Origin of the sequence: Pseudomonas sp. NCIMB 10586 (assembly GCF_023127895.1) — a bacterium.
In the GTDB taxonomy this organism is placed as follows: Bacteria; Pseudomonadota; Gammaproteobacteria; order Pseudomonadales; family Pseudomonadaceae; genus Aquipseudomonas; species Aquipseudomonas synxantha_A.
This window is the reverse complement of record NZ_SPKQ01000047.1, coordinates 188,754-215,556: the sequence shown is the minus strand read 5'-3', so window position 1 is coordinate 215,556 and position 26,803 is coordinate 188,754. Positions and strand designations below refer to the sequence as shown.

The 26,803-nt window shown below is 61.2% G+C and carries 17 protein-coding genes and 1 pseudogene; 14 read left to right on the top strand and 4 right to left on the bottom strand.

Annotated features, from left to right (window positions below; all coding sequences use genetic code 11):
• Positions 1-24: 24 nt before the first annotated feature.
• The 3 genes and pseudogenes from E4P01_RS23125 to aceE all read right to left on the bottom strand — a co-directional run bounded on the left by E4P01_RS23125 (position 25) and on the right by aceE (position 7,319).
• Positions 25-2,718 (bottom strand): annotated as a pseudogene (locus E4P01_RS23125) (EAL domain-containing protein).
• A gap of 303 nt (positions 2,719-3,021) precedes the next feature.
• Positions 3,022-4,662 (bottom strand): dihydrolipoyllysine-residue acetyltransferase, encoded by a 1,641-nt coding sequence (gene aceF / locus E4P01_RS23120; protein WP_103733920.1) that lies wholly within the window; start codon positions 4,660-4,662, stop codon positions 3,022-3,024.
• A gap of 11 nt (positions 4,663-4,673) precedes the next feature.
• Entirely contained in the window at positions 4,674-7,319 is a 2,646-nt protein-coding gene (gene aceE / locus E4P01_RS23115) for a pyruvate dehydrogenase (acetyl-transferring), homodimeric type (RefSeq protein WP_003187985.1), read from the bottom strand.
• Between the two features lie 383 nt (positions 7,320-7,702).
• On the opposite strand from aceE, the gene glnE reads away from it, so the two are divergent.
• The 8 genes from glnE to E4P01_RS23075 all read left to right on the top strand — a co-directional run bounded on the left by glnE (position 7,703) and on the right by E4P01_RS23075 (position 17,817).
• On the top strand, positions 7,703-10,642 hold the full coding sequence (gene glnE, locus E4P01_RS23110; RefSeq protein WP_216090643.1) for a bifunctional [glutamate--ammonia ligase]-adenylyl-L-tyrosine phosphorylase/[glutamate--ammonia-ligase] adenylyltransferase: 2,940 nt from the start codon (positions 7,703-7,705) through the stop codon (positions 10,640-10,642).
• Between the two features lie 222 nt (positions 10,643-10,864).
• Positions 10,865-11,899 (top strand): lipopolysaccharide heptosyltransferase II, encoded by a 1,035-nt coding sequence (gene waaF / locus E4P01_RS23105; RefSeq protein WP_216090644.1) that lies wholly within the window; start codon positions 10,865-10,867, stop codon positions 11,897-11,899.
• A 1-nt stretch (position 11,900) separates the two neighbouring features.
• A complete protein-coding gene (gene waaC, locus E4P01_RS23100) occupies positions 11,901-12,962 on the top strand; it encodes a lipopolysaccharide heptosyltransferase I (RefSeq protein WP_078820124.1) in 1,062 nt (353 codons plus the stop codon).
• Positions 12,962-14,086, top strand: coding sequence for a glycosyltransferase family 4 protein (locus E4P01_RS23095; protein WP_005784135.1), 1,125 nt, complete (start codon positions 12,962-12,964; stop codon positions 14,084-14,086). The genes waaC and E4P01_RS23095 overlap by 1 nt, the downstream gene beginning before the upstream one ends.
• Positions 14,083-14,889, top strand: a complete 807-nt coding sequence (gene rfaP / locus E4P01_RS23090; RefSeq protein ID WP_216090645.1) for a lipopolysaccharide core heptose(I) kinase RfaP — start codon at positions 14,083-14,085, stop codon at positions 14,887-14,889. The genes E4P01_RS23095 and rfaP overlap by 4 nt, the downstream gene beginning before the upstream one ends.
• Complete coding sequence (locus tag E4P01_RS23085) at positions 14,889-15,623, top strand: lipopolysaccharide kinase InaA family protein (RefSeq protein WP_005784139.1); 735 nt, start codon at positions 14,889-14,891, stop codon at positions 15,621-15,623. Before rfaP ends, E4P01_RS23085 begins: the two co-directional genes overlap by 1 nt.
• The gene (locus E4P01_RS23080; protein ID WP_032878263.1) at positions 15,620-16,372 is read left to right on the top strand and encodes a lipopolysaccharide kinase InaA family protein; all 753 of its coding nucleotides are present in this window, start codon (positions 15,620-15,622) and stop codon (positions 16,370-16,372) included. Before E4P01_RS23085 ends, E4P01_RS23080 begins: the two co-directional genes overlap by 4 nt.
• Complete coding sequence (locus E4P01_RS23075; RefSeq protein ID WP_216090646.1) at positions 16,372-17,817, top strand: lipopolysaccharide kinase InaA family protein; 1,446 nt, start codon at positions 16,372-16,374, stop codon at positions 17,815-17,817. The genes E4P01_RS23080 and E4P01_RS23075 overlap by 1 nt, the downstream gene beginning before the upstream one ends.
• 48 nt (positions 17,818-17,865) lie before the next feature.
• Here E4P01_RS23075 and E4P01_RS23070 read toward each other — a convergent pair whose 3' ends face one another.
• Positions 17,866-19,959, bottom strand: coding sequence for a TonB-dependent receptor (locus E4P01_RS23070; protein ID WP_216090647.1), 2,094 nt, complete (start codon positions 19,957-19,959; stop codon positions 17,866-17,868).
• A 205-nt stretch (positions 19,960-20,164) separates the two neighbouring features.
• Between E4P01_RS23070 and E4P01_RS23065 the strand changes: the two genes are divergently transcribed.
• The 6 genes from E4P01_RS23065 to E4P01_RS23040 all read left to right on the top strand — a co-directional run bounded on the left by E4P01_RS23065 (position 20,165) and on the right by E4P01_RS23040 (position 26,790).
• Entirely contained in the window at positions 20,165-20,500 is a 336-nt protein-coding gene (locus E4P01_RS23065) for a YceK/YidQ family lipoprotein (protein WP_032878260.1), read from the top strand.
• Between the two features lie 119 nt (positions 20,501-20,619).
• A complete protein-coding gene (locus E4P01_RS23060; protein WP_003187998.1) occupies positions 20,620-22,377 on the top strand; it encodes a carbamoyltransferase in 1,758 nt (585 codons plus the stop codon).
• On the top strand, positions 22,378-23,274 hold the full coding sequence (locus tag E4P01_RS23055; RefSeq protein ID WP_216090648.1) for a GNAT family N-acetyltransferase: 897 nt from the start codon (positions 22,378-22,380) through the stop codon (positions 23,272-23,274).
• Positions 23,271-24,677 (top strand): PIG-L family deacetylase, encoded by a 1,407-nt coding sequence (locus E4P01_RS23050; protein ID WP_216090649.1) that lies wholly within the window; start codon positions 23,271-23,273, stop codon positions 24,675-24,677. Before E4P01_RS23055 ends, E4P01_RS23050 begins: the two co-directional genes overlap by 4 nt.
• An 86-nt stretch (positions 24,678-24,763) precedes the next feature.
• Entirely contained in the window at positions 24,764-25,912 is a 1,149-nt protein-coding gene (locus tag E4P01_RS23045) for a glycosyltransferase family 4 protein (RefSeq protein ID WP_032878257.1), read from the top strand.
• The gene (locus tag E4P01_RS23040; protein ID WP_078820131.1) at positions 25,909-26,790 is read left to right on the top strand and encodes a glycosyltransferase; all 882 of its coding nucleotides are present in this window, start codon (positions 25,909-25,911) and stop codon (positions 26,788-26,790) included. Before E4P01_RS23045 ends, E4P01_RS23040 begins: the two co-directional genes overlap by 4 nt.
• The last annotated feature ends 13 nt before the right edge of the window (positions 26,791-26,803 follow it).

Genomic DNA, 26,803 nt, shown 5'->3' with positions numbered 1-26,803 from the left:
GTGTGCCCGAGTGTTACAGCGCTGTCAGGCGATTGGCCCGCGCGGGTAGCGTTTAAGCATTGTCAGCAGCTCTGCACCGGGGATCGGTCGGTCGAACAGGTAGCCCTGGCCGACATCGCAGCGGTGTCTGCGCAGGAACGCCAACTGTTCGGCTGTCTCGATGCCTTCGGCCACCACCTTGAGCTTGAGGTTGTGAGCCATGGCGATCACTGCCGAGGTGATTTCCATGTCGTCCTGGTTATCCGGGATCTCGTGGATAAAGCTGCGATCAATCTTAATGATGTCGATGGGGAATTTTTTCAAGTAGCTCAGCGACGAGTAACCGGTGCCGAAATCGTCCATGGCCAGGGTCAGGCCAAAGCTTTTCAACTGGTCCAGTTGCAGGCGCGTGTCTTCGGTGGCTTCCAGCAGCAAACCCTCGGTCAGCTCCAGCTCCAGCAGGTTGGCCGGTAGCTGTTCTTCCTTGAGGATGGTGGCAATCGAGGTCACCAGGTCCGGATCGGAAAATTGCTTGGGCGACAGGTTGATCGCCACCTGCAAATTGCCCATGCCGGCGGCGCTCAACTGCCTGCTCATGCGGCACGCCTGGCGGGCGATCCATTTGCCGATCGGAATGATCAACCCGGTCTCTTCGGCCACGCTGATGAACTGGTCGGGGCGGATCATGCCCTTTTCCGGGTGGTTCCAGCGCAACAGCGCTTCCATGCCCAGCAGACGGCCGCTGCGCAGGCACAGTTTGGGCTGGTAGAACACGTCCAGCTCGTTCTGGGTCAGGGCGCGACGCAGGTTGTTTTCCACGAACAGCTTGTAGCTGGCTTCGGCATTCAACGCTTCGGTAAACACTTGCACCTGGTGTTTGCCGTTGGCCTTGGCCTTGTGCAGCGCCAGCCCTGCGTTACGCATCAGCGTCTGCGGGTCGCGGCCATGCAGCGGCGCGCAGGCCAGGCCCACGGAGCCGGTGACGCTGATCAACTGGTTGTCGACGAACATCGGCTTGTCGAGCGTGGCCAGCAACTGGCTGGCGACCTGCTGGCCGGTCTCCAGGTCGGAATCATCCAACAGCACTGCGAACTCGTTACTGGCAAAGCGTGCCAGGCTGCCACCGCTGCTCAAGCTATTGCGCAAACGGCGGGCGAGGCTGATCAGCAACTTGTCGCCGGTCTGGTGGCCGAGGCTGTCGTTGATGCGCTTGAAGTTGTCGATGTCCACCAGCAGCAGGCTGATCGGGCTGTCGCTGTCGCGGGCAAAGCGTTCGTCGAGGTTACGGATGAACGCCGGTCGGTTGCCCAGGTTGGTCAGGTTGTCGGTGTAGGCCAGACGCTCGATGCGCTGTTGCGCCAGCTTGGTCTGGGTGATGTCTTCGTAGATGCCGATGTAGTGGGTCAGCTCGCGGTTATCGCCATACACCTTGGAAATCGACAACTGGCCCCAGTAGGGCTCCAGGTTCTTGCGCCGGCTTTTGAACTCGCCTTGCCAGCTGTTGCTTTTGGCCAGGGCCGACGGCGCGTCGAACAGCAACTCACTGAGATTTTCCAGGGCCGGCAGTTGCGCCAGGCGATGGCCGTGGACTTCTTCCGCGCTGTATTGGGTAATTGCGGTGAAGCTGGGGTTGACGTACTCCACCACGCCGTCGCAATTGACCAGCAGAAAGGCATTGGCGCTTTGTTCCACAGCACGCTGGAACAGGTGCAGGGCGCTGGTGGCGGTACGGCGGTTGTGGTTGTTGATGACTTGCGCGAACTGGTCTGCCAGCTCGCCGGCAAACGCGATTTCATCGGACTGCCAGGCACGTGAGCTGCCGCTTTGTTCCAGGCACAGCACGCCGACGACCTGGCCGTCGACACGAATACTGGCGTCGAGCATCGCGTGGATATCGTTGGCGCGCAGGCTTTCGGCCATTTCCCGGGTGCGCGGGTCACGTTGGGCATGGGTGGCGTCGATGGCGCGGCTGGAGTGCAGGGCTTCCAGATAATCCGGGAAACCGCTGGCGTCGATGGCTTGGGGCAGGCGGTGCTGTTGGTCGGCGCGGTGGTACGCCGAGATAGGCACCAGATGTTGGCCTTCGAGGTGCCAGATGCTGGCGCAGTCGATCTGGTAAATGTCGCACGCGCTACGGGTGATCAGCTCAGCGGCTTCTTGCAGCGAATTGGGCGTGGTGTAGCGCTGTCGGGCCAGCAGCAGGATCAGCTCCTGCTGGGCGCGCACCCGTTCCAGGTGTTGCAACTGTTCCTGCTGCGCACGCTGGTTGAGTTCCAGGGCGATCTGCAGGCGGCTGTTCTGGTTTTCCAGGTCAGCGGTCGGGGCGGGCGCGGTGGTATCGCTGAACAGCCCGTCGACCACCATCAGGTAGCCGCGCAGCAGATGGCGGTTGTGTTGTTTGTAGGCCTCGCCCATTTCCAGCAGGCTCATCGGGCCGTCGTGGGTGTGTAGGGTATAGCGCACCAGGTAATGGGGGCTGTGGGTCAGTTGCTGCTGGATTGCGTCGTGCAGCTGATAGCGGGCCTGGGGCTCCATCAGGCTGGCCTAGGGCGTGCCGATCAGCGCGCAGAGTTCCACAGCTGGCAGGCCGAACTGGCGCTCGCAATTGGGATCGAGGTACAGCAGGGCCCAGCTTGCCTCATTAAGCCGCTCGAAACGCAGCATACCGAGGCGCGAAGGCACCGGTAATTGCGTCACTACCTCGGCCGCCATACGGGCGACATCGGGTTGGCTTTTCATGGGGGAACTCGCTTGGGAAAATGCGCGTGGCGCCCGGCTCACGCCCTCTTTACTGTCGCCTGCGGCAAGGTTGCATCATGCGGCACGCACTGACAAGAGAGGATGAAGGCTAAGTGCTATAAGGCAGTTATCGGCCGTGCGGGGGATTTCTGCAATCGAAGTGACAGAAGGTGTACAAGCCTGTTCTGTGCGTACACCGAGCGCACAAAAAAAAGCCCCGCCAAGCGGCGGGGTTGAGGTACGAGCGTGGCGCTCGGAAATCGGTGCGGCGGGGCCTTCCCAGTACAAGGAAGGCCCTGCGGTTTACAGCAGGATGGTACGGATGTCGTTCAGCAACTGGCTCAGGCGCTGGGTGAAGCGTGCCGCGGCGGCGCCGTTGATCACACGGTGATCGTAGGACAGCGACAGTGGCAGCATCAGCTTGGGCTGGAACGCTTTACCGTCCCACACAGGCTGGATGGTGGCCTTGGAAACACCCAGGATCGCCACTTCCGGCGCGTTGACGATTGGCGTGAAGCCAGTGCCGCCAATGTGCCCGAGGCTGGAGATAGTGAAGCAGGCGCCCTGCATGTCATCCGGGGTGAGCTTCTTGTCGCGGGCCTTGGCAGCCAGCGCAGCCGCTTCACCAGCGAGTTGCAGCAGGCTCTTCTGGTCGACGTTCTTGATGACCGGTACCAGCAGGCCATCCGGAGTGTCGACGGCAAAGCCGATGTTGACGTACTTCTTGCGAATGATCGCCTTGCCGCTTGGCGCCAGCGAGCTGTTGAAGTCCGGCAGTTCCTTGAGCAGGTGCGCGCAGGCCTTGAGCAGCAGTGGCAGCACGGTCAGCTTCACGCCGGCCTTCTCGGCCACGGCTTTCTGCGCAACGCGGAAAGCTTCCAGGTCGGTGATGTCGGCCTGGTCGAACTGAGTCACATGCGGGATGTTCAGCCAGCTGGCGTGCAGGCCGGCCGCGCCGATTTGCATCAGGCGGGTCATCGGCACTTCTTCGGTTTCGCCGAAGCGGCTGAAATCCACGGTACGGATCGGCGGAATGCCCGAGCCGCCCGTCGCGCCGGCAGCCGGTGCTTCCTTGGCCTTTTGCATCATGGCTTTGACGTAAGCCTGCACGTCTTCCTTCAGCACACGACCGTGCGGGCCGCTGGCCGAGACGGCGCTCAGCTCGACGCCGAACTCGCGGGCCAACTGACGCACGGCAGGGCCGGCGTGCACCTTGGCACCGCTTGGCGCAGGTGCGGCAGCAGCAGGGGCCGGTGTGGCCTCGGCTTTTGCAGCAGGTGCCGGGGCAGCAGCGGCCGGAGCGGCTTCAGCCTTGGCAGCCGGAGCAGCCGCCGGTGCTGGAGCGGCGGCCGGGGCAGCGCCTTGTACTTTCAGCTTGAGGATGAAGTCACCGGTGCCGACTTCGTCTTCCAGCTTGACCGCGATGCTTTCCACTACGCCGGCAGCCGGCGAAGGGATTTCCATGGAGGCCTTGTCGGACTCCAGGGTGATCAGCGACTGATCGGCTTCGACGGTGTCGCCGACCTTGACCAGCAGCTCGATGATCTTGGCCTTGCCCGACGAGCCGATGTCCGGGACGTGAATGTCCTGGACGGTGGCGGCGGCAGGTGCAGCAGCCGGGGCCGCTGGGGCCTCGGCAGCAGGTTTTTCAGCGGCAGGCGCAGGTTCAGCAGCGGCAGCCGGAGCCGCCGCAGGGGCTGCATCAGCGGCGCCTTCGATTTCCAGTTCCAGCAGTTCGTCGCCTTCTTTCAGGCGGTCGCCCAGCTTGACCTTCAGGCTCTTGACCACGCCGGCCTTGGGAGCAGGAATTTCCATGCTCGCCTTGTCCGACTCCAGGGTCAGGATGCTCTGGTCGGCTTCGACGGTGTCGCCGACCTTCACAAACAGCTCGATTACTTCACCTTCACCGCTGCCGATGTCAGGTACGCGAATGAGTTCGCTCACAAAAAATCTCCTCAGCAGTCCAGTGGGTTGCGTTTTTCCGGGTTGATCCCGAACTTGACGATGGCGTCAGCCACCACCTTGGGTTCGATCTCACCACGGTCAGCCAAGGCTTCCAGGGCTGCCAACACCACGAAGTGACGGTCGACTTCGAAGAAGTGACGCAGCTTCTTGCGGCTGTCACTGCGGCCGAAACCATCGGTGCCCAGGACTTTGAATTCCTTGGACGGGACCCACTGGCGAATTTGTTCAGCAAACAGTTTCATGTAGTCGGTAGAGGCAATGACTGGACCTTTACGGCCGGCCAGGCACTCTTCGACGTAGCTCTTGGCTGGCTTCTGGCCAGGGTGCAGACGGTTGCTGCGCTCTACGGCCAGGCCGTCGCGACGCAGTTCGTTGAAGCTGGTCACGCTCCACACGTCGGCGCCGACGTTGAATTCGTCACGCAGGATCTTCGCCGCTTCACGCACTTCGCGCAGGATGGTGCCGGAGCCCATCAGCTGTACGTGGTGCGCCGCTTCCTTGGTGTCTTCTTCGAGCAGGTACATGCCCTTGATGATGCCTTCTTCCACACCGGCCGGCATGGCTGGCTGCTGGTAGGACTCGTTCATCACGGTGATGTAGTAGAAAACGTCCTGCTGCTCTTCGGTCATCTTCTTCATGCCGTCCTGGATGATCACCGCCAGCTCATAGCCGTAGGTTGGATCAAAGGTGCGGCAGTTCGGGATGGTGGCAGCCAGGATATGGCTGTGACCGTCTTCGTGTTGCAGGCCTTCGCCGTTCAGCGTGGTGCGCCCGGCGGTACCGCCGATCAGGAAGCCACGGGTACGGCTGTCGCCTGCTGCCCAGGCCAGGTCGCCAATACGCTGGAAGCCGAACATCGAATAGAAGATGTAGAACGGCAGCATCGGCTGGTTGTGGCTGGAGTACGAAGTACCGGCAGCGATGAAGGAGCTCATTGCGCCCGCTTCGTTGATGCCTTCTTCGAGGATCTGGCCCTTCTTGTCTTCCTTGTAGAACATCACTTGGTCTTTATCGACTGGCTCGTAGAGCTGGCCGACGGAGGAGTAGATGCCCAACTGACGGAACATGCCTTCCATACCGAAGGTACGGGCTTCGTCCGGGATGATCGGAACGATGCGCGGGCCGATGTCCTTGTCCTTGACCAATTGCGCGAGGATGCGCACGAAGGCCATGGTGGTGGAGATTTCACGGTCGCCCGAGCCGTCAAGGATGGCCTTGAGGGTGCTCAGGTCCGGCGTCGGTACGCTGAAGCTGTTGGCGCGGCGCTGTGGCACGAAGCCACCCAGTGCGCTGCGGCGCTCGCTCAGGTAGCGGGCCTCGGCGCTGTTTGGCTCAGGCTTGAAGAACGGCAGGTTCTCCAGCTCTTCGTCCTTGACCGGAATGTCGAAGCGGTCGCGGAACAACTTCAGGCTGTCGACATCGACTTTCTTGGTGTTGTGCGCGGTGTTCTTCGCTTCGCCGGCACCGGTGCCATAACCCTTGATGGTCTTGGCCAGGATGACGGTTGGTTGTTCTTTGTGGTTGACCGCTTCGTGGTACGCCGCGTAGACCTTGTACGGGTCGTGGCCGCCACGGTTGAGCTTCCAGATTTCGTCGTCGGACAGGTCGGCAACCATCGCCTTGAGTTCAGGCGTGTTGAAGAAGTGTTCGCGAACGAACGCGCCGTCTTTGGCCTTGTAGTTCTGGTACTCGCCGTCGATGACTTCGTCCATGCGACGTTGCAGGATGCCGTCCACGTCCTTGGCCAGCAGTGGGTCCCAGAAACGGCCCCAGATGACCTTGGTCACATTCCACTGAGCACCACGGAACACGCCTTCGAGTTCCTGGATGATCTTGCCGTTGCCGCGAACCGGGCCGTCGAGGCGCTGCAGGTTGCAGTTGATGACGAAGATCAGGTTGTCGAGCTTCTCGCGGCCGGCCAGGGAAATGGCCCCCAGGGATTCCGGCTCGTCGCACTCGCCGTCACCCAGGAAGCACCAGACTTTCTGCTTGCCTTCCGGGATGAAGCCACGGGCTTCCAGGTACTTCATGAAGCGTGCCTGGTAGATCGCCTGGATCGGGCCCAGACCCATGGAAACGGTCGGGAACTGCCAGAAATCAGGCATCAGCCAAGGGTGCGGGTAGGACGACAGGCCCTGACCGTCGACTTCCTGGCGGAAGTTGTTCATTTGCTCTTCGCTGATGCGACCTTCCATGAACGCACGGGCGTAGACGCCTGGCGAGGTGTGGCCCTGGAAGTAGATCAGGTCGCCGCCGTGTTCGTCGGTCGGGGCCTGGAAGAAGTAGTTGAAGCCGATGTCATACAGGGTGGCGCTGGAAGCGAAGCTGGAAATGTGACCGCCCAGGTCCGAATCTTTCAAGTTCGTGCGCATTACCATCGCCATGGCGTTCCAACGTACCAGCGAGCGAATGCGGCGTTCCATGAACAGGTCGCCAGGCATGCGTGCTTCGTGGGTAACGGGGATGGTGTTGCGGTATGGCGTAGTGATGGCGTAAGGCAGTTGCGAGCCGCTGCGGGTCGCGAGTTCGCCCATACGGGTCATCAGGTAGTGAGCACGGTCTTCGCCTTCTTTGTCGAGAACCGATTCCAGGGCGTCCAGCCATTCCTGGGTTTCGACGGGATCGAGGTCTTGCATGGCTTGCTCCAGGGCGGAAAGGCTACCAGAATCGGTTGCCTGAAGTTTGCGACTGGCCTTGTGGGCAGACGACATAAATTCTTGGATGGCCGAAGGTTGCTTCGGCGTCCTGTAGTTTTACTACAAATCGTCGGCCATTTCAGCCTTTCGAATGTATATACGAGTAGTAAAACTACACAAGACTGAGCGTATGGCTCGGTCTTGCTGGTGAGCATAATCGTTATTGTTGGTCTATTGCGAACAAGAAAAGGTGAAAGTTTGATGTTGCCTGCCAAGATTAATTTAATTTCAGCTATTTCTAACTTTTGTTCGACAGTCCTTCATCGAGCATGGCTCTTGCGTTCACAACTACACGCCAATTACACGCCGATCAAGGATAGACCATGAGCCTTCCAACGCTGGCCGAACTGCCGGCCATTCTCTTGCCTTATGCCCAGCGGGCCGAGCAGTCATTTCGTGACGCGGTGGCCGCGCTGGACGACGATCATGGCCTTTCTGCGTGGACGCCGCAACGGTGGGCCGACTTCGCCCGCGTGTGCGCTGCCAGTGATTTTGTCATTGAACAGAGTGTTCGTGACCCTTTGATGTTGCTCGAACTGGTGGCCTGGGGTGAGCTGGACCGCAGCTTTGCGCCCGGTGAGCTGTGCAGCCAGATTGCCGGCGCCGTGCAACAGGCCGAAACAGAAGATGAGTTGGGCCGCGTGCTGCGCCGCCAGCGCACGCGCCAGCAGGTGCGCATCATCTGGCGCGACCTGACGCGCCAGGCCGACCTGGTGCAAACCTGTCGCGACCTTTCCGACATGGCCGACGCCAGCATCGACCTGGCCTACCAATGGCTGTACCAGCGCCACTGCGCGCAGTTCGGCACGCCGACCGGGCGGCGCAGCGGTGAGGCGCAGCATATGGTCATCCTCGGCATGGGCAAGCTCGGTGCGGTGGAGCTGAATCTCTCTTCGGATATCGACCTGATTTTTGCCTACCCCGAAGGCGGCGAGACGGTGGGGGTAAAGCGCTCCCTGGACAATCAGGAATTCTTTATTCGTCTTGGTCAAAAATTGATCAAGGCCCTGGATCCTATGACGGTCGACGGTTTTGTCTTCCGTGTGGATATGCGCCTGCGTCCCTACGGCTCGGCCGGTGCGCTGGTGCTCAGCTTCAACGCGTTGGAGCAGTACTACCAGGATCAGGGCCGGGATTGGGAACGCTACGCCATGATCAAGGCGCGCGTAGTGGCCGGTGATCAAGTGGCCGGCGCGCAGTTGCTCGATATGCTGCGCCCGTTCGTCTACCGCCGCTACCTGGACTTTTCCGCCATCGAAGCGCTGCGCACCATGAAGCAGTTGATCCAGCAGGAAGTACGGCGCAAGGGTATGGCCGAGAACATCAAGCTGGGCTCAGGCGGCATTCGGGAGGTGGAGTTTATCGCCCAGGCGTTCCAGCTGATTCATGGCGGCCGCGACCTCAGCCTGCAACAACGCCCACTGCTGAACGTGCTGGGTACGCTTGAGGGGCAGGGTTACCTGCCGGCTGCGGTGATCACCGAACTGCGCAATGGCTACGAATTCCTGCGCTACACCGAGCACGCCATCCAGGCGATTGCCGACCGCCAGACCCAAATGCTGCCGCACAATCCCGAAGATCAGGCGCGTATCGCCTTCATGCTGGGCTTCAGCGACTGGGCTGCGTTCCACGAACGCCTGATGTACTGGCGTGGCCGCGTGGACTGGCACTTTCGTCAAGTGATTGCCGACCCTGATGAAGAAGAAGGCGAAGAAAGTGAATTGGTCGTCGGTGGTGAGTGGTTGCCGCTGTGGGAGGAATCCCAGGATGACGACGCCGCATGCCGTCAATTGGCCGAGGGCGGTTTCACCGATGCACCCAAAGCCCTCAAGGCCTTGGCCGGCCTGCGTGGCAGCCCGCAGTTGCGTGCCATGCAGCGGCTGGGGCGCGAGCGTCTGGATGCATTCATTCCGCGCCTGCTGGCCCAGGCGGTCGAGCACGCCAACCCGGACCTGGTGCTGGAGCGCGTGTTGCCGTTGGTGGAGGCCGTCGCCCGGCGTTCGGCCTATCTGGTGTTGCTCACCGAGAACCCGGATGCGCTGCGTCGCCTGCTGACCCTGTGCGCCGCCAGCCCGTGGATCGCCGAACAGATCACCCGTTTCCCGTTGTTGCTCGATGAGCTGCTCAACGAGGGCCGCCTGTTCAAGCCGCCGCTGGCGCCGGAGCTGGCTGCCGAGCTGCGCGAGCGCCTCACCCGCATTCCCGAGGACGACCTTGAACAGCAAATGGAGGCCCTGCGTCACTTTAAATTGGCGCACCGCCTGCGAGTCGCGGCCTCGGAAATTGCTGGCAGCCTGCCGCTGATGAAAGTCAGCGACTACCTCACCTGGCTGGCCGAAGCCATTCTTGAGCAAGTGCTGGCCCTGGCCTGGCGCCAGACTGTCGCCCGCCACGGCGCGCCGCAGCGCCTGGACGGTACCCTGTGCGATCCTGGGTTCATCATTGTCGGTTATGGGAAAGTCGGCGGCATCGAACTGGGGCATGGTTCGGATCTGGATCTGGTGTTTATCCACGATGGCGACCCCCAGGCCGAGACCGATGGCGCCAAGCCGATTGACGGCGCGCAGTTCTTCACGCGTCTGGGCCAGCGCATCATTCACCTGCTGACCACCCAGACCAACTCCGGCCAACTGTATGAAGTGGACATGCGCCTGCGACCTTCCGGCGCCTCCGGCTTGCTGGTGAGTTCCCTGGGCGCCTTCGATCGCTATCAACAAAATGAAGCCTGGACCTGGGAACATCAGGCGCTCATCCGCGCACGGGTGCTGGTGGGCAGCCAGGATGTGGGCCATGCATTCGAGCAGGTACGTGCCAACGTATTGGGGCGTGAACGGGACTTGGCGAAGCTGCGCCAGGAGGTCAGCGAGATGCGCACCAAGATGCGCGATAACCTGGGTACCAAGGCCACGGCGGCCGGCAGGGGCGCCAATGCCTTCGAGGCCACGGCGGTGTTCGACCTCAAGCAGGACGCCGGAGGTATCGTCGATATTGAATTTATGGTGCAATACGCGGCTTTGGCGTGGTCTGCGCAACATCCATCGTTGCTGCGCTACACCGACAATATTCGCATTCTGGAGGGCCTTGAGCAGGTCGGGCTGATGCCCGCCGCCGATGCCCATTTGCTGCGTGAGGTATATAAGGCCTACCGCTCCGCCGCCCACCGCCAGGCCTTGCAGAACGAGGCCGGCACGGTCGCCGGGGACCAGTTTGCCGACGAACGGCGACAGGTGATGCGAATCTGGCAAGCGCTGGGCTTAAATTGAAACTCGACTGATTGGGCGACGCCAATTTTTATATGGGATGCGGATTAATGTGGGAGCCGGGCTTGCCCGCGATGCAGGCGCCTCGGTTTATCAGTGATACCGAGGTGATGCAATCGCAGGCAAGCCAGCTCCCACATAAAGATGCTCCCTGGCGCGCCGCGATCTACAGTCATTATCGAGGCGGGGAGGCATAAGCCTCCCCGCATCGTTTGTGGAAACTACATGAATATTCTGATCGTTGGGCCCAGTTGGGTCGGTGACATGGTGATGGCACAGACACTTTTCCAGTGCCTGCGCCAGCGCTATCCAGACTGCCAGATCGACGTGCTCGCCCCTGAGTGGAGCCGGCCGATCCTGGAGCGCATGCCCGAGGTGCGCAAGGCCTTGAGCTTTCCGCTCGGCCACGGTGCCCTGGAACTGGCGACCCGCCGACGCATCGGCAAATCCATGGCCGGCCAGTACGACCAGGCGATCCTGTTGCCCAACTCGCTCAAGTCGGCGCTGGTGCCTTTTTTTGCCGGCATCCCCAAGCGCACCGGCTGGCGCGGTGAGTTTCGCTATGTGCTGCTCAATGACGTACGCACCCTGGATAAAGCCCGCTACCCGCTGATGATCGAGCGCTTCATGGCCCTGGCCTACGAGCCCGGCGCGCAATTGCCCACGCCGTACCCGCGCCCCAGCTTGCAGATCGACCCGGTGACCCGCGATGCGGCGCTGGCCAAGTTCGGCCTCACCCTTGATCGGCCGGTTCTGGCCTTGTGCCCTGGCGCCGAGTTTGGCGAGTCCAAGCGCTGGCCGTCGGAGCATTACGCCAAGGTCGCCGAGACCAAGATCCGCGAAGGCTGGCAGGTGTGGCTGTTCGGTTCGAAGAACGATCATTCGGTAGGTGAAGATATTCGTCAGCGCCTGATTCCCGGCCTGCGCGAAGAGGCGGTGAACCTCAGTGGCGACACGTCCCTGGCCGAGGCTATCGACTTGTTGTCCTGCGCCGACTCGGTGGTGTCCAACGACTCCGGCCTGATGCATGTGGCGGCGGCGCTGAACCGCCCGCTGGTAGCGGTGTACGGCTCCACGTCCCCAGGCTTCACCCCGCCCTTGGCCGACAAGGTCGAAGTGGTGCGCCTGGGCCTGGATTGCAGCCCGTGTTTTGATCGCACCTGCCGCTTCGGCCACTACAACTGCCTGCGCCAATTGCTGCCGCAGCCGGTAACCGATGCCTTGCAGCGGTTGCAGGGCGATGTGGTCGAGGTTCACTGAGTTGCGGGTACTGGTAGTCAAGACCTCATCCCTGGGCGATGTGATCCATGCCTTGCCGGCGTTGACCGATGCAGCACGGGCGATTCCCGGCATTCGCTTTGATTGGGTGGTGGAAGAAGGCTTTGCCGAAATCCCGACCTGGCACCCGGCGGTGGACAAGGTGATCCCGGTGGCGATTCGCCGCTGGCGCAAAAACCTTTGGCAAACCATCAAGAGTGGCGAGTGGCGGCGTTTCAAGCAGACCGTGCAGTCGACCAAGTATGACCTGGTGATCGACGCCCAGGGCCTGCTGAAAAGCGCCTGGCTGACCCGCTATGTGCGTGCTCCAGTGGCCGGCTTTGATAAAAACTCGGCCCGTGAGCCGATCGCTGCGCGTTTTTATTCACGACGCCTGGCCGTGGCCCGCGGGCAACACGCGGTAGAGCGCTTGCGCCAACTGTTCGCCGTGGCCCTGGGCTACGACCTGCCCAAAGGCTTGGGCGACTATGGCCTGAGCGTTGAAAAACTACTGGGCCTGCCGCCGAAAAAACCCTTTGTGTTGCTGCTGCACGGCACTACCTGGGACACCAAGCACTGGCCCGAAGCCTATTGGCGTGAGCTGGCCGAACGCATGGGGCGCCTGGGCGTGGACGTGAAATTGCCGTGGGGTAACGCCGCCGAAAAGGCTCGGGCCGAGCGCCTGGCCCAAGGCCTGCCCAACGCCGAAGTGCTGCCCAAACTCAACCTGGCGGGCGTGGCCGGCGTGTTGGCGGGCGCCCGCGCCTGTGTGGCGGTGGACACCGGCCTCGGTCACCTGGCGGCAGCGCTGGATGTGCCGACCATTTCCCTGTTCGGCCCCACCAATCCGGGCCTTACTGGCGCTTACGGCAAGGGCCAGATCCATTTGGCCAGCGACTGGCCGTGTGCGCCGTGCCTGCAAAAGCAGTGTACCTATCAACCTACCGCCGACGACCTGCGGCGGTTCGACATCAAGCGTGAGTCGCCCCTGTGCTTCACGCGCTTGAATCCTGAGCGTGTAGCAAGCCGGCTGAGCACGTTGTTACTGGCTGAGGAGCAGCACTGATGCAACTGGCTTTTGTTCTGTACAAGTACTTTCCCTTCGGTGGCTTGCAGCGCGACTTCATGCGCATCGCCCTGGAGTGCCAGCAGCGCGGCCACAAGATTCGTGTCTATACGCTGATCTGGGAAGGCGACATCCCACCCGGCTTCGAAGTACTGGTGGCGCCGGTCAAGGCGCTGGTCAATCACCGTCGCAATGAAAAGCTGTATGCCTGGATCCAGGCCGACCTGGCCAAGCGGCCGGTGGATCGCGTGGTGGGCTTCAACAAGATGCCGGGGCTGGATGTGTATTTTGCCGCCGACGGGGTGTTCGAAGACAAGGCTCAAAACCTGCGCAATCCCATGTACCGCTGGTTCGGGCGCTATCGGCACTTCGCCGAATACGAGCGCGCGGTGTTCGATAAGGACGCCAAGACCCAAATCATGGTGCTGTCCGAACATCAGCAGAAGTTGTTCACCCAGTATTACGGCACCCAGGCCGAGCGTTTCCACTTGCTGCCGCCGGGCATTGCCCGCGACCGGCGCGCTCCGCCTGACGCGGCCGAAATCCGCGCTGAGTTTCGTCGTGAGTTCGGCCTGGCCGAGGACGACCTGTTGCTGGTGCAGATCGGTTCGGGCTTCAAGACCAAGGGCGTCGACCGCAGCCTCAAGGCCGTGGCCGCCTTGCCTTCCAAGCTGAAGAAGCGCACCCGACTGTTTGTAATCGGTCAGGACGACCCCAAGGTATTCCAATTGCAGAGTGCGGCATTGGGCCTGGGCGATCAGGTGCAGTTCTTCAAGGGCCGCAGTGATATCCCGCGTTTCCTGCTGGGCGCCGACCTGCTGATTCACCCTGCGTACAACGAGGCGGCCGGTATGGTGCTGGTCGAAGCGGTGGTCGCCGGCCTCCCGGTACTGGTGAGCCGGGTGTGTGGCTACGCGTTCTACATCGACAAGGCCCAGAGCGGCCGGGTGTTGGACGAGCCGTTCGAGCAAGCCCAGCTCAACCAGTACCTGGTGGATATGCTCGACGATCCACACGCACGCGCGACCTGGAGTCGCAATGGTCTGGCCTTCGCCGAGACGGCCGACCTCTATAGCATGCCGCAGTACGCTGCGGACCTGATTCTGGCGGAGCCAAACCGATGAAGTTGATTCTAGCCGAACCCTTCAAGACCCTCTGGGCCGGACGCGATGCGTTCGCCGAGGTCGAGAAGCTGCAAGGCCAGGTGTTCCGCGAGCTGGCCGCTCGCCGTACGTTGCGTACGGTGGTCGAAGGCCAGCCTTACTTTGTGAAGATTCACCGTGGCATTGGCTGGGGCGAAATCCTCAAGAACCTGGTCACGGCCAAGTTGCCGGTACTGGGCGCAGGCCTGGAGTGGCTGGCGATCCAGCGCCTGCAAGCGCTGGGCGTGCCGACCATGACCGCCGTGGCCTTTGGCGAAAAAGGCAGCAACCCGGCCGACCAGCATTCGTTCATCATTACCCAGGAACTGACGCCGATTATCAGCCTGGAAGACTTGACCCTCGATTGGGTCAAGCAACCGCCCGTGCCGGCCATCAAACACGCCTTGACCCGTGAGCTGGCGCGCACCGTCGGCGCGATGCACCGCGGTGGCGTGAACCATCGCGACTGCTACCTCTGCCATTTCCTGTTGCACACGGACCAGCCCATTACCGTCGACAATCTGAAATTGTCGGTGATCGACCTGCACCGTGCGCAGGTGCGTCCGACGATTCCACTGCGCTGGCGTAACAAGGACCTGGCCGGCCTGTATTACTCCGCATTGGAGATCGGCCTGACCCAGCGCGACAAGCTGCGCTTTCTCAAGACGTACTTCCAGCAGCCGTTGCGCCAGATCCTGGCGGAGCAAGCTGCGCTGCTGTCTGAGCTTGAGCGCATGGCCTCCAAGCTTTACGCGCGCAAGCAACGATACGGGGATGCGCTCTGATGGCGGGTTGGAACCTGGAACCTGCCTATGCCGCCCTGGCGGATGACTTTGGAAGCCTGGAGGCGGTATTTGCCTTGCAAGGCGAGCGATTGACCCGCGACCCGCTGTCGGAAGTCATCCGGGTCGAGCGCGGCGGGGTCAATTATTACGTGAAGCGCTACGTGGGCGCCGGCAAAGGCTTGCGCCGTTACCTGGGCAGGCCGCGGGTGAAATCCGAATGGCAGAACCTCAAGCGTTTCGCCAAGTGGGGCATCCCGACGGCTGATGTCGTCGCCTGGGGCCTGGACCGCAAGGGCCTGGCTTATAACCGGGGCGCGATGATTACCCGCGAGCTGCCCAAGACGGAAGACTTGTCAGTGCTGGCCGAGCGCAATGACGAACGCCTGAAAGACCCCCGGTGGGTCGATGGCATCAGCCGCCAGCTCGCCGAATACACGCGCACCATGCATGAGCACCGCTTCACTCATAACGACTTGAAGTGGCGCAACCTGCTGGTGGACGACCAACGAACCCTGTACCTGATCGATTGCCCCAACGGTGATTTCTGGCGTGGTTTCTGGCTCAAGTACCGCATCACCAAGGACTTGGCTTGCCTGGACAAGGTCGCCAAATATCACCTGTCGGCCACCCAGCGCCTGCGTTTCTACCTGCAATACCGCCAGCGCACGCACTTGTCGGCGTCGGACAAACGGCGAATTCGTCACGTGGTGAAGTTTTTTGAGGGACGCGAATGAGTGACTTCCTGGCGGCCGAAGACCGAGCCTTGCTTGAGCGCAACGGTCTGGCGACGTTTGACGCCCTGTGGGCCAAGCAACTGGACGCAGTGGACGAGCCCAATACCAGTCACGGCGGCTGGAGCAGTGTGTATCGCCTGGAGCTTGAAGGGCAGGGCTATTACCTCAAGCGCCAGAGCAACTACCTGACGCGCACCTTGCACCGGCCGTTTGGCGAGCCGAGTTTTGCGCGCGAGTTCCGTAATATCAGCCTGTATCGAAAGCTCGGAATCCCTGCTCTGCAGGCGGCGTTCTTCGGTGAGCGCAAGGTTAAGGGCGAGCGCCGGGCAATGCTGCTTACCCGTGCTCTGGATGGTTGGAACGACCTGGATTCGTTGCTGGAGCAGTGGCAGCAATTGAGCGTCGCCCAGCACAGTGCGATCCTGTCGGCGTGCGGCAAGCTGGCGCGTCATCTGCACAGCGTCGGGCAGGTGCATGGCTGTTTTTACCCCAAGCATATTTTCCTGCAGGCCACCGCTGAGGGTTATGCCGCGCAGCTGATCGACCTGGAAAAAACCCGTCCGTTGCTGTTTGGCTGGCGTGACCGGGTCAAGGACCTGGAACCGCTGCTGCGTCGCGCGCCCCAATGGTCGGACGCGCAGGTGCGCCAGCTGCTGGCGGCGTATCTTGAGCAGCCCGAGGACAGCGACCTGGTCTCCACTTGGCACCAGCGCCTGACCGCACGCCGCAGCCACAAGGAGAACCGCTGATGCGTTTATCCGAGCTGAAAAATGCCGGCCGTAGCCCCAGCCTGCCGTTGACCATCGATCTGGCGGATGCTGCAGGCCCGGGGCAGTTGCAACTGCTGAGCCTGCTGCGGGTGTTGCCCGGGCAGCGCTACGTGGGCGCGGCAGTGTGGCGTGGTCGCCCGGTATTGGCCAAATTGTTGGTTGGCAGCAAGGCGGCGCGGCATTTTCAGCGTGAACTCAAGGGTGTGCGTTTGTTGGCTGAGCAAGGCCTGACCACACCGTTGTTGTTGGCCGATGGCTTGCAGGACGGCGAGGGCGGCTGGCTGCTGTTTGAGTTTATCGAGGGCGCCCAAAGCCTGGCCGATGCGTGGCACGCCGTCGAACATCTGCCGCCGTTGGCGGACGAACAAACCGCCGTGCTCGCCGAAGCATTGGGCGCGATTGCGCAAATGCATGCCAAAGGCCTGTGGCAGGAAGACCTGCACCTGGACAACCTGCTGCGCCAGGACGGCAAGCTGTACTTGATCGATGGCGCAGGCATTTGTGTCGAGGAGGCGGGTAAGCCGTTGTCGCGCAATCGCGTGCTGGAAAACCTCGGCGTGTTTTTCGCCCAGCTGCCGAAAAACCTTGAGCCGTTTACCGAAGAATTATTGGTGTACTACCTGCTGGGTAATGGTGAGCACGCCTTGCCGCTGCAAGCCCTGGAAAAGCAGGTGCGCAAAGTCAGCGCCTGGCGCTTGAAGGACTTTCTGGACAAGACTGGCCGCGAATGCACGCTGTTCAGCGTGGTGCGTGGCGCCTTTGGCTTGCGTGCGATTCGTCGCGAAGAAGAAACGGCCATGTTACCGGTGCTGGAACAGGCAGACGCCTTGCTCGACCAGGGCCACCTGTACAAGACCGGCGGCGCGGCCAGTGTGGCCAAGGTCGAAGTGGCTGGTCGGCCATTGGTGATCAAGCGCTACAACATCAAAGGCTTTGCCCACTGGCTCAAGCGCTTCTGGCGTCCGAGCCGAGCCTGGCATTCCTGGCGCGAGGGTAACCGCCTGGCATTTCTCGGCTTTGCTACGCCCAAGCCACTGGCGGTGCTGGAGAAGCGCTTTTTATGGCTGCGCAGCCGTGCGTATCTGGTCACCGAGTTTCTGCCGGGGCCGGACATCATCGAGCGCTTTGCGCCGTATGTTGAAAACGGCGATGCGCCTGAGAGCGAGCTGCTCGCACTGGAGCAGTTGTTTACCCAGTTGATTGGCGAGCGCATCAGTCATGGCGATTTCAAAGGCCATAACCTGTTCTGGAATGACGGGCGTTGGGCGATGATTGATCTGGATGCCATGTGTCAGCACAGTTCCGTTGCCAGCTTCGCACCGGCCTATGCCAAGGATCGCGCACGGTTTATGCGCAATTGGCCGCAGGGCAGTGCGTTGTATCAGTTGATCGATCAGCGGTTGCCTAAAACCATCGTGGTTTAAGCGGGCGCCTGATACCCAAATGTGGAAGGGGGCAAGCCCCCTCCCACATCAGAATTGATATTCAGCCCCAGCGCCTGCATACCAGGAGCGTCCCGGTGCTGCTTCGTAGTAGCGCCTATTGCCGTCACCCACAATCACCGACCCCACATATTGACGATCCAGCAGGTTATCCAGGCGCAAGGTCTGGTGAAAGGTCCAGTGCTCCACCTTCTGCTCAAACCGTGCCCGCCAGTTGAAGACGCTGTAGCCCGGTGCGGCATGTTGGCTATTGGTGTCTTCGACATAGACTTTGCTGCGGTACATACCTTCGATGGCCGTGCTGACCCAGTCCCGTGGCTTCCAGTTCAGTTCGGCGAACAGGGTGGTTTGGGGGACGCCGGGGAGGTAGTTGCCCTTGTCGATGGTGTTGGCGCCGCTGGCGAAGTCGCTGTCGTAGGTGGCTTGGAGGCGGGTATAGGCGAGGCTGGTGCTCCAGTGCTCGTTCAGTTGGCTTTCAACACCCAGTTCGAAGCCGCGACGTAGTGTGCGACTGGCGTTCTGGTAAGTTGTGCGGCCCCCGCTTGCCTGTTGCACGACCAGTTCGTCTTCGGTGGTGATTTGGAACACTGCGGCGTTGATGCGGGTGTCTTGACCTAGACGGGCCTTCAAGCCGACTTCGAACTGCTTGCTGACAGACGGCTTGAGAGCAAAGTTGAAGCCGTTGGCGGTGCTTGAATAGGCTGATTCAGCTTGAGTGGGGGTTTCGAAGCCTTTGCCCGCACTCACGTAGCCGTGCAAGTCAGGGGTGAAGGCGTACATCACGCTGACCGATGGTGTGTTTTTTTGATAAGTCTTGCTGCCGCTGTCGTTGCCATCATTTAGGAAATGGTCGTCGACCTGCATTTTCATGGTGCTGTGCCGCAGGCCAGCTTGCAGGGTCCAATCGCCCAGTAACCAGTTGGCTTGCACGAAGGGATCAACGCTGGTGGCGGTGTCGATTTCGTCGCGGCCCAGGGCGCCTTTGACTCCATGTACGCCGTTCAAAGTGTTGGAGTAGCCTTGGCGATCATCTTCGCTGCGGTCGTAATCGAGGCCGCTGATGATTGTCAGGTCGCCCGGTACGCTGCTGATGGGTTGCAGCCAATGAATGGAGCCGCCGTAGAACTTTCGGTCAAATGCCACGACGCCACCACGGGCGTTAGCAGGGTTGGTTGCGCCGCTGGGAAACTTGTCCGGGATCGACAGGTACTGAATCATACTGCGGCGCCCGGTATACGCATTGACCTGCAACGTCGCATTGCCGATGTAGCGCTCGTAGTTCATTCCCAATTGCTGGTGATCGATGCTTTTACGCGTGTTATAGGTCAGCGCGTTGGCGCTTACCGAACGCGGATCGGCCTTGTACGCTGTCCAGGTCTGCCCCAGCGGATCCTGCGTACCGTTCTGCTCCAGGCTGCTGTAGATCAATGCCAGCTTGCTGTCGTCATCCGGCTGGAAGTTGAGCTTGGCGAAGGTCTGGTCGCGCCGGGCGCTGCTGTGGTCGCGGTAGCCGTTGGTGTCCATGCGTGAGGCATCGAGCACGAACCCGGCACCATTCGCCGCGCCTTCCGCGCTAAGGTGGTTCTTGTTCAGCCCGTCGCTGCCCACCAGCGTTTCTGCGCCGATGCGCGGTGGGCCTTCGCCGTCGCGGGAGAACATTTGGATCACACCGCCGGCGTTACTGCCATACAGAGTCGCCGCCGGGCCGCGCAGCACTTCGATGCGCTCGGCAGTGTCGAGGTTGAACGTTGCGGCCTGGCCCTGGCCGTCGGGGGTGCTGGCGGGGATGCCATCGGCGATCAGCTTGATGCCGCGTACGCCAAACGCCGAACGGGCGCCGAAGCCGCGGGACGAGATCTGCAAGTCCTGTGCATAGTTCTGGCGGTTCTGCACCACCAGGCCGGGCACGCGGGACAGGGCTTCGGAGGCGTTGATGCCCAGTTGGCCGTTGCTGATTTGTTCACGATTAATGCCGTCTACCGAATACGGCAGGTCGAACGTCCGGCTGGCGCTGCGCGAGCCGGTGACCACGCTGGGATCCAGGATCAGGGGCGCATTGTCGGCTTGGGCGGTGTTGCACAGGCCCAGCAGTAAGGCAAGGCAGGTTGGAGCAGAAGGAGTCATGAAAAGGCCGAGTGGGTAGCGCACGCAAGTAAGGGTGTAAGTGCAAATGTGACAAGTTTAACGACTCGTCCTCTGATTTGCCGAACTCCTTACCGCCTGGCGCATTGGGACGCTTCCTACGCTTAGCGTCGACTGCGCAAGCCTGAAGTCTTGGTTTTGTGGTGCTAGGTTTTCGATCTTTATCAAACGAAAAGAAGAATCAACTATGTGGACTCCTATCCTGCGCTTGCTGATGTTGCTGGGAATGTCGTTGATCGTTGCAGGCTGCGGCACGGCGACCACCGTGCTGCGTGGCGATGACGTTACTGTTCGTGACCTCAAGGGCAAGAAAACCTACTGTCAGTCCGTTTCGCGAATCTACAGTGGCGTAGCTTATGACCTCTGCGTCTTGCATGGGCCTCCCAACTCTGCGGGTGGGCTCTCGTTGAACGGGATTCCATGGGTCATTCTGGATGCGCCGGTTTCCGCGGTGCTGGACACGCTCGTCTTGCCCTACACCATCTACCGCCAAAGCGCCGACGGTAGCATCGAGCTGCGCTAACAGCTTCCTACTGCTTTTAAGCTATAATCCCGCCCTTTAGCTGTTTCCCGCCCGGGCGGGAAGCACACTTTTTTCAGGCGCGATGCGCCTGCATGCAGACTAAAAGAGGCTAGACCCCAGTGGCATTGACGATTCTTGGCCTGTCCGGCGCCCTTAGCCATGATCCTTCCGCAGCCCTGTATATCGACGGCAAGCTGATTGCGGCCGCCGAAGAAGAGCGCTTCGTACGCGACAAACATGCAAAGAACCGCATGCCCTACGAGTCGGCGAAGTTCTGCCTGGAACAGGCTGGCATCAAGCCTTCGGACGTTGACGTGGTGGCGATCCCATTCGCCCCGATCAGCCTGTTCGGCGAGGCACGCTGGCACTACGCCAAGCGCTACTGGTACGCCCCGGACCGCGCCCTCGACGCGATCCTGATGGGTAACCGTCGCTACAAGCGCTATCGCAACAAGATTGTCTGGTGCCTGGAACAACTGGGCTTCGATCCGAAGAAAATCAAGATCGAACCGGTTGAACACCACCTGGCCCACGCTTCCAGCGCCTACCACTGCTCGGGTTTCCAGGAAAAAACCGCGATCCTGGGCATCGACGGCAAAGGTGAGTACGCCACCACGTTCTTCGGCTATGGCGAAAACGGCAAGATCCACAAGATCAAGGAATTCTACGACCCGGATTCTCTCGGCGGCCTGTACGGTGCGATCACCGAGTTCCTCGGTTTCGAGATGCTCGACGGTGAGTTCAAGGTCATGGGCATGGCGCCGTACGGTGATGCCAGCAAGTACGACTTCTCGCGTTTGGCGTCCTTTGAAAACGGCGAGCTGGTGATCAACACCGACTACGCCAACGTCATCGGCCTGCGTCGCTACAAAGAGAAGGGCAAGGGTTTCTACTTCTCGCCAAAACTGATCGAGTGGCTGGGCCCCAAGCGCGAAGGCGACATTGCCGACGAGCCGTATATCCACTACGCCGCCAGTATGCAGGCGTTGTTCGAGAAGCTGGCCTTGCAGATGATCGACCATTACCTGGGCGACATCCTCAAGGACACCGGCAAGCTGGCCTTCGCCGGCGGCTGTGCGCTGAACGTCAAGCTGAACCAGAAGATCATTGCCCGCGACGACGTGAAAGAGTTGTTCGTGCAGCCGGCGTCCGGTGATGCCGGCACGGCTGTCGGCGCGGCCGCCTATGTATCCCACGCTCGTGGTGTACCGGTGGAGAAGATGGAGCACGTGTACCTCGGCCCGTCCTATAGCAACGAAGACGTGATCGCCGCTTGCGCCAAGCACGAGAGCAAGCCGAACTGGCGCAAGATCGAAAACATGCCCAAGCGCATCGCCAAGATCATGGTCGACGGTAACCCGGTGGCCTGGTTTCAGGGCCGCATGGAGTTTGGCCCGCGTGCCTTGGGTGGGCGTTCGATTATCGGCTGCCCAAGCGCCACCGGCGTGGCTGACCGCATCAACCACCAGATCAAGTTCCGCGAGCGCTGGAGGCCTTTCTGCCCGTCGATGCTCGACACCGTGGCCCCGCAGATGATCAAGGTCGATCACCCGGCGCCGTTCATGACCTTCACCTTTGAAGTGTCGGAAGAGTGGAAGACCCGCGTGCCTGAAGTGGTGCATGAAGATGGCACGTCCCGCGCTCAGGTACTCAAGCGCGAATACAACCCGCGCTACTACGACATGATGAAAGAGCTGGAAGTGCTGACCGGCAACGGCGTGTCCCTGAACACCTCGCTCAACCGTCGTGGCGAGGCGATGATCTGCTCGCCGACCGACGCGCTGAACATGTTCTTCGGCTCGGACCTGCAGTACCTGATCATGGAAGACATCCTGGTCGTGAAAGACGGCGTGGACCCTTATGACGCCGTGGTTTAAATGCTGAACCGCTTCCAGGGCTGGCGTGAACGTGGCTGGGCGCCTGTCGAGGCCGAGGTTTACGCCCAGGCCTGGCAGCGTTACGGCGGCAGCGTGGCGACCCACCCGCAGGTTATCGAGCGGTTGGCTGGCCTGGCGCAGATTCCGGTACGCTACCTGGGCTGGGAACAAGGTGGCGAACTCAAGGGGGCGATAGCCACCTGGGGGCGCGATCTGGCTCTCTCCAAGGACGTGCTCAAGCGCACCGGCAAGAAAGGCCTGTTTGACCTGGGCAATGCCGAGGTCATCCTGCCCATTGCCGTCGATGCGCAGTTGCCGCTGCGCCACCGGGCGCGCTACCTGTCGGCCCTTAACGAAGGGCGCGTCAGTACCCTCAAGCCCCAGGCCGAGCAATTGGCCATGGCGCGCACGCCCGAAGAGCTGTCGAAGAAGTTTCGCTACAACCAACGACGTGAATTGCGTTTGCTGGAAGAAGCGGGCGGCGTGGTGCGGGCGGTCAGTGAGTTCTCCAGCGTGGAACTGGCGGCGATTTATTGCGATCTGTTCCAGCGTCGCTGGGGGTTCCCGGCGGCTGGTGCGGCGCGTTTGGCCGAGGTGCTGGAGCTGCTCAAGGAGTTTGTGTTCGGCTCGGTGCTGTTTCTCAATGACGCCGCGATTGCGGTGCAATTGGTGTATCAGGTGCAGTCCAATGAATGGTTCAGCGCCGAGTACGTCAACGGCGGCGTCGACCCGCAAACCCGTGCGTTCAGCCCTGGCAGCGTGTTGAGTTTCCTCAATACCCAAAGCGCCTGGGAGCAGGCGCGGGCGGCGAACAAGTCGCTGCGCTTTTCCTTCGGTCGTTCCGACCGTGAGTATAAGGAGCGCTGGTGCAACCCGGTGCCGGTGTTCAGCGTATGAGTCGCAAACAGCAACTGCTCAAGCGCCATCGGCGCAACAAGCGCATTGCGCTGTTGATCGGCTTGGCGGTGCTGGTTGCCACCGGTGTAATGGTGGCCTGGTGGCTGCCGCCGATGTTGGCGGTATTGCTATGGGCGGCCCATGAAGCGTGGTTTGCCGATCACCTGTTCTACTCGCCCAGCGACCACTATGAGTACGCATTCCCAGCCGGCAGCGAGCAGCCCGGTTTGCGCCTGGAGTCGGGGCGGCTGTTGCTGGATGCGCCGCTGGCGAACGATGAAACCCTGATTATTGGCGTTGAGTTGAAAAGTTCGTGGCTGGGGCGCTTCCTAGACCCGGCGGTGGACCTGTTGGGCCTTGACTCAGCGGACCGCCAAACCTTTGAACGTGGCGTCAACGGGCGCCGCTATCTCAACCTGACCGGCGCTGCACAAGCACTGGCGGCGGGCAACATCAGCTTGCGCGGGCGCTTTTGCCGGATCCAGGGGCAGCCGATTCTGTGGCGTTTCCACCAACCGGACTATCGCCAGCAACGTGTGATGGTGATCGCTCCTCACGCCGACGATGCCGAGCTGGCCGCGTTCAGCCTTTACAGTCAAGCGGCTGAAAGCTGGATCGTGACCCTGACCGCCGGGGAGATCGAAGCCGAGCACTATCAGCAGATGGGTTTGCCCAAGGCCCAAGCATCACGCCTCAAGGGCCGCTTGCGTGCCTGGGACAGCGTCGCGGTGCCGCGTTGGGCCGGGGTGCCCGAAGCACAATGCGTGCAGTTGGGTTACTTCTGCATGCAATTGCAGGCCATGCAGGCTGCGCCGGACCAGCCTCAGGCGTCGCGCGAAGCGGATTTGGCCGACACGCGGCTATTTCGCCAGTTCAACGGCTTTGCCCTGCCGGGTGATGCAGATGGCGCACCGACCTGGCACAACCTGATCGCCGACCTGCGCGCACTGCTGCTCAAGGCGCGCCCTCAGGTGATCGTGTTGCCCACGCCATTGCTGGACCCCCACGCTGACCACATCTGCGCCCATGCGGCGGTGCTTGAAGCTCTGCAGGGCCTGGAGTGGCAGCCCGACACGTTGCTCGGTTATGCCAACCACCTGCATGATAATGACCGCTGGCCCATGGGTGACTCCGGTGCTGGGATGGCGCTGCCGCCACGTTTCGATTCATCGCCCGAGATGGTGCCGTGCAGCTTTGCACTCACCTTGAGCCAGCAGCAGGACAAGGCCATGGCCCTGGGCATGATGCACGACTTGCAGCCGCGCGCGCCGCTCAAGCGCCGGGTGCGCAAGTGGTTGCAGCAAGTGCTGGCCGGACGTAGTCCATCGCCTTACGGCGAGAACGAATTCTTTCGCAAAGCCGTGCGTCGTCACGAGCTGTTGTGGGTCCTTAAGCAGGACTGAGAACCTCTCGAAGGTAGGCCAGCGTGGGTCTGCCGCCCATTTTTACCGGGCCTTGCGCCCGTAGCCAGATCGCTGCATGGAGAGTTATGAAGCCGCGTTTCAAGGTTTTGCAGTTACAGCCGGACTACAACGTCAAGACCCATGACTTCGCCGACCTGGGTGAGCAAATCGTCAAATCCCTGCCGCCTGAACGTTTCGAGGTGACCTCCGGATTTCTAAGCGGTCGTCCGCTGCCCGGCCAGCCCCTGAGCGTGGCTGAGCATTCCCACTATTTCGAGCTGCCGGAGAAGTCTCTCAAGGGCATTCGTTTTGGCGCCATGTGGCAGATCTACAAATATTGCCGCGAGCAGAAGTTCGATGTGGTCATTTGTAACCGCTTCAAATCGGTGAACATGATGCTGTCGCTCAATCGCTGGTTGAAAATCCCTCTGTGCATCGGTATCTCCCACGGTTTTGGCGAATATGCCCGTGGTTACCGTCGGCGTCAGACCCAGCGCTGGGTCAGCCCGGCCTGGCGTTTTGTCGGCGTGTCGGAAGCGGTGAAGGACTACCTGGTGGACCTCAACTGTGGGTTCACCCGTGAAAACACCAGCTACGTCACCAACGCCATCGACATTCCCCAGGCAGAAGCCTTGCAACTGTCCCGTGAGGACGCACGCAAGGCCCTGGGCCTGCCAATGGAAGCACGGATGATCGGCGCTCTGGGCCGCCTGGTGCCGATCAAGGGCCATACTCATCTGCTGCAGGCCTTCGCCACGCTCAAGGATAAATACCCTGAGGCGCAGGTGGGCATCATTGGTTCCGGGCGCGCCGAAGCCGATTTGCGTGCCGATATCGAACGCTTGGGCCTGAACGGTCGTGCGCACTTGCTGGGCTTTCGCGAAGACGGCATGAAGTATGTGCGCGGCTTCGACATCTGGACCATGCCGTCGCTGTTCGAGGGCCTGGGCCTGGCTCTGCTGGAAGGCATGAGCGGCCATCTGCCGGTGATTGCCTCCAACGGACCGGCAATGCTGCCCCTGGTGCAGGGCGCGGGTGGGCTGTCCCATGACCCGGGCAACGTCGAGCAGCTGGCTGCAGCCCTGGATACTTATCTGGCACTGAGCGATGAACAGCTGCGCGAAAAGGGTGAAGAGGTGTTCCGCTATCTGGAGGCCAACCACACCCTTGACGAGTTCAAGCACAAGTACCTGACCCTGATTGAAACCGGTTTGCGTGAAGTAGGTAGAGCATGAATCAGCAACAGCCCCTGGTCTCGGTGATCATCGCCTCCTATAACCATGGCCAGTACATCGAACAGAGCATCCTCAGCGTGCTGGGGCAGACCTACCCCAATATCGAACTGTTGGTGGTGGATGACGGTTCCAAGGATGACAGCGTCGAACGCATCCAGCGCTTGCAGGCCGAGCACGGCTTTGATTTCCAGGTGCAGCAGAACCAAGGCCTCAGCGCCACCTTGAACGGTGCGATCGCTCGTGCCAAGGGTAGCCTGATCGCGCCGTTCGGTTCGGATGACATCATGTTGCCGGACCGTCTCGCCACTCAGGTTGCGTACATGGAGGGCAAGCCGAAGGTGGGCATGTGCGCCGGCAATATCGAGCTGATCGACGGTGACGGCAACCTGCACCCGGAGAAGAAGCAACGTCGCGACGTGCCGTTTCGCAGCCTCGACTTCGACGATATATTCCTGGACCGCAAGCCCTTTCCGCCGGCGCCGACCATGCTGATTCGTCGCGACGTACTGGAGGAGGTCGGCGGGTTCGACCCGCAGATTCCCCTGGAGGACTTGCTGATCCAGCTGAAGATCACGGCGGCGGGCTATACCATCGACGCTTTGGGTGTGGTGATGGCCAAATATCGCCAGCACGCTACCAACACGTACAAGAACCACCGTTACATGATCCAGAACATTCTCAAGACTTACGCATTGTTCAGCGATCACCCGGCCTATGATCAGGTGCGCTACAACTTCCTGAACTCAATGTTCCTCAAGACCGCCGACCGCGACCGCCCGTTGGCGCGCGAGATTCTCAAGCAGATCCCGTTGAAGTTCTGGGGGCGCAAGACCTTGCGTGGGTTGGTGAGGTTGTATCTGGCGCCGCTCAGGAGCTGAAACGGCGCCATCC

Coding starts and splice junctions, on each gene's coding strand:
- aceE (WP_003187985.1), bottom strand. CDS start 7,319: ATGCAAGACCTCGATCCCGTCGAAACCCAGGAATGGCTGGACGCCCTG.
- glnE (WP_216090643.1), top strand. CDS start 7,703: ATGAGCCTTCCAACGCTGGCCGAACTGCCGGCCATTCTCTTGCCTTAT.
- waaF (WP_216090644.1), top strand. CDS start 10,865: ATGAATATTCTGATCGTTGGGCCCAGTTGGGTCGGTGACATGGTGATG.
- E4P01_RS23095 (WP_005784135.1), top strand. CDS start 12,962: ATGCAACTGGCTTTTGTTCTGTACAAGTACTTTCCCTTCGGTGGCTTG.
- rfaP (WP_216090645.1), top strand. CDS start 14,083: ATGAAGTTGATTCTAGCCGAACCCTTCAAGACCCTCTGGGCCGGACGC.
- E4P01_RS23085 (WP_005784139.1), top strand. CDS start 14,889: ATGGCGGGTTGGAACCTGGAACCTGCCTATGCCGCCCTGGCGGATGAC.
- E4P01_RS23080 (WP_032878263.1), top strand. CDS start 15,620: ATGAGTGACTTCCTGGCGGCCGAAGACCGAGCCTTGCTTGAGCGCAAC.
- E4P01_RS23075 (WP_216090646.1), top strand. CDS start 16,372: ATGCGTTTATCCGAGCTGAAAAATGCCGGCCGTAGCCCCAGCCTGCCG.
- E4P01_RS23070 (WP_216090647.1), bottom strand. CDS start 19,959: ATGACTCCTTCTGCTCCAACCTGCCTTGCCTTACTGCTGGGCCTGTGC.
- E4P01_RS23065 (WP_032878260.1), top strand. CDS start 20,165: ATGTGGACTCCTATCCTGCGCTTGCTGATGTTGCTGGGAATGTCGTTG.
- E4P01_RS23055 (WP_216090648.1), top strand. CDS start 22,378: ATGCTGAACCGCTTCCAGGGCTGGCGTGAACGTGGCTGGGCGCCTGTC.
- E4P01_RS23050 (WP_216090649.1), top strand. CDS start 23,271: ATGAGTCGCAAACAGCAACTGCTCAAGCGCCATCGGCGCAACAAGCGC.
- E4P01_RS23045 (WP_032878257.1), top strand. CDS start 24,764: ATGAAGCCGCGTTTCAAGGTTTTGCAGTTACAGCCGGACTACAACGTC.
- E4P01_RS23040 (WP_078820131.1), top strand. CDS start 25,909: ATGAATCAGCAACAGCCCCTGGTCTCGGTGATCATCGCCTCCTATAAC.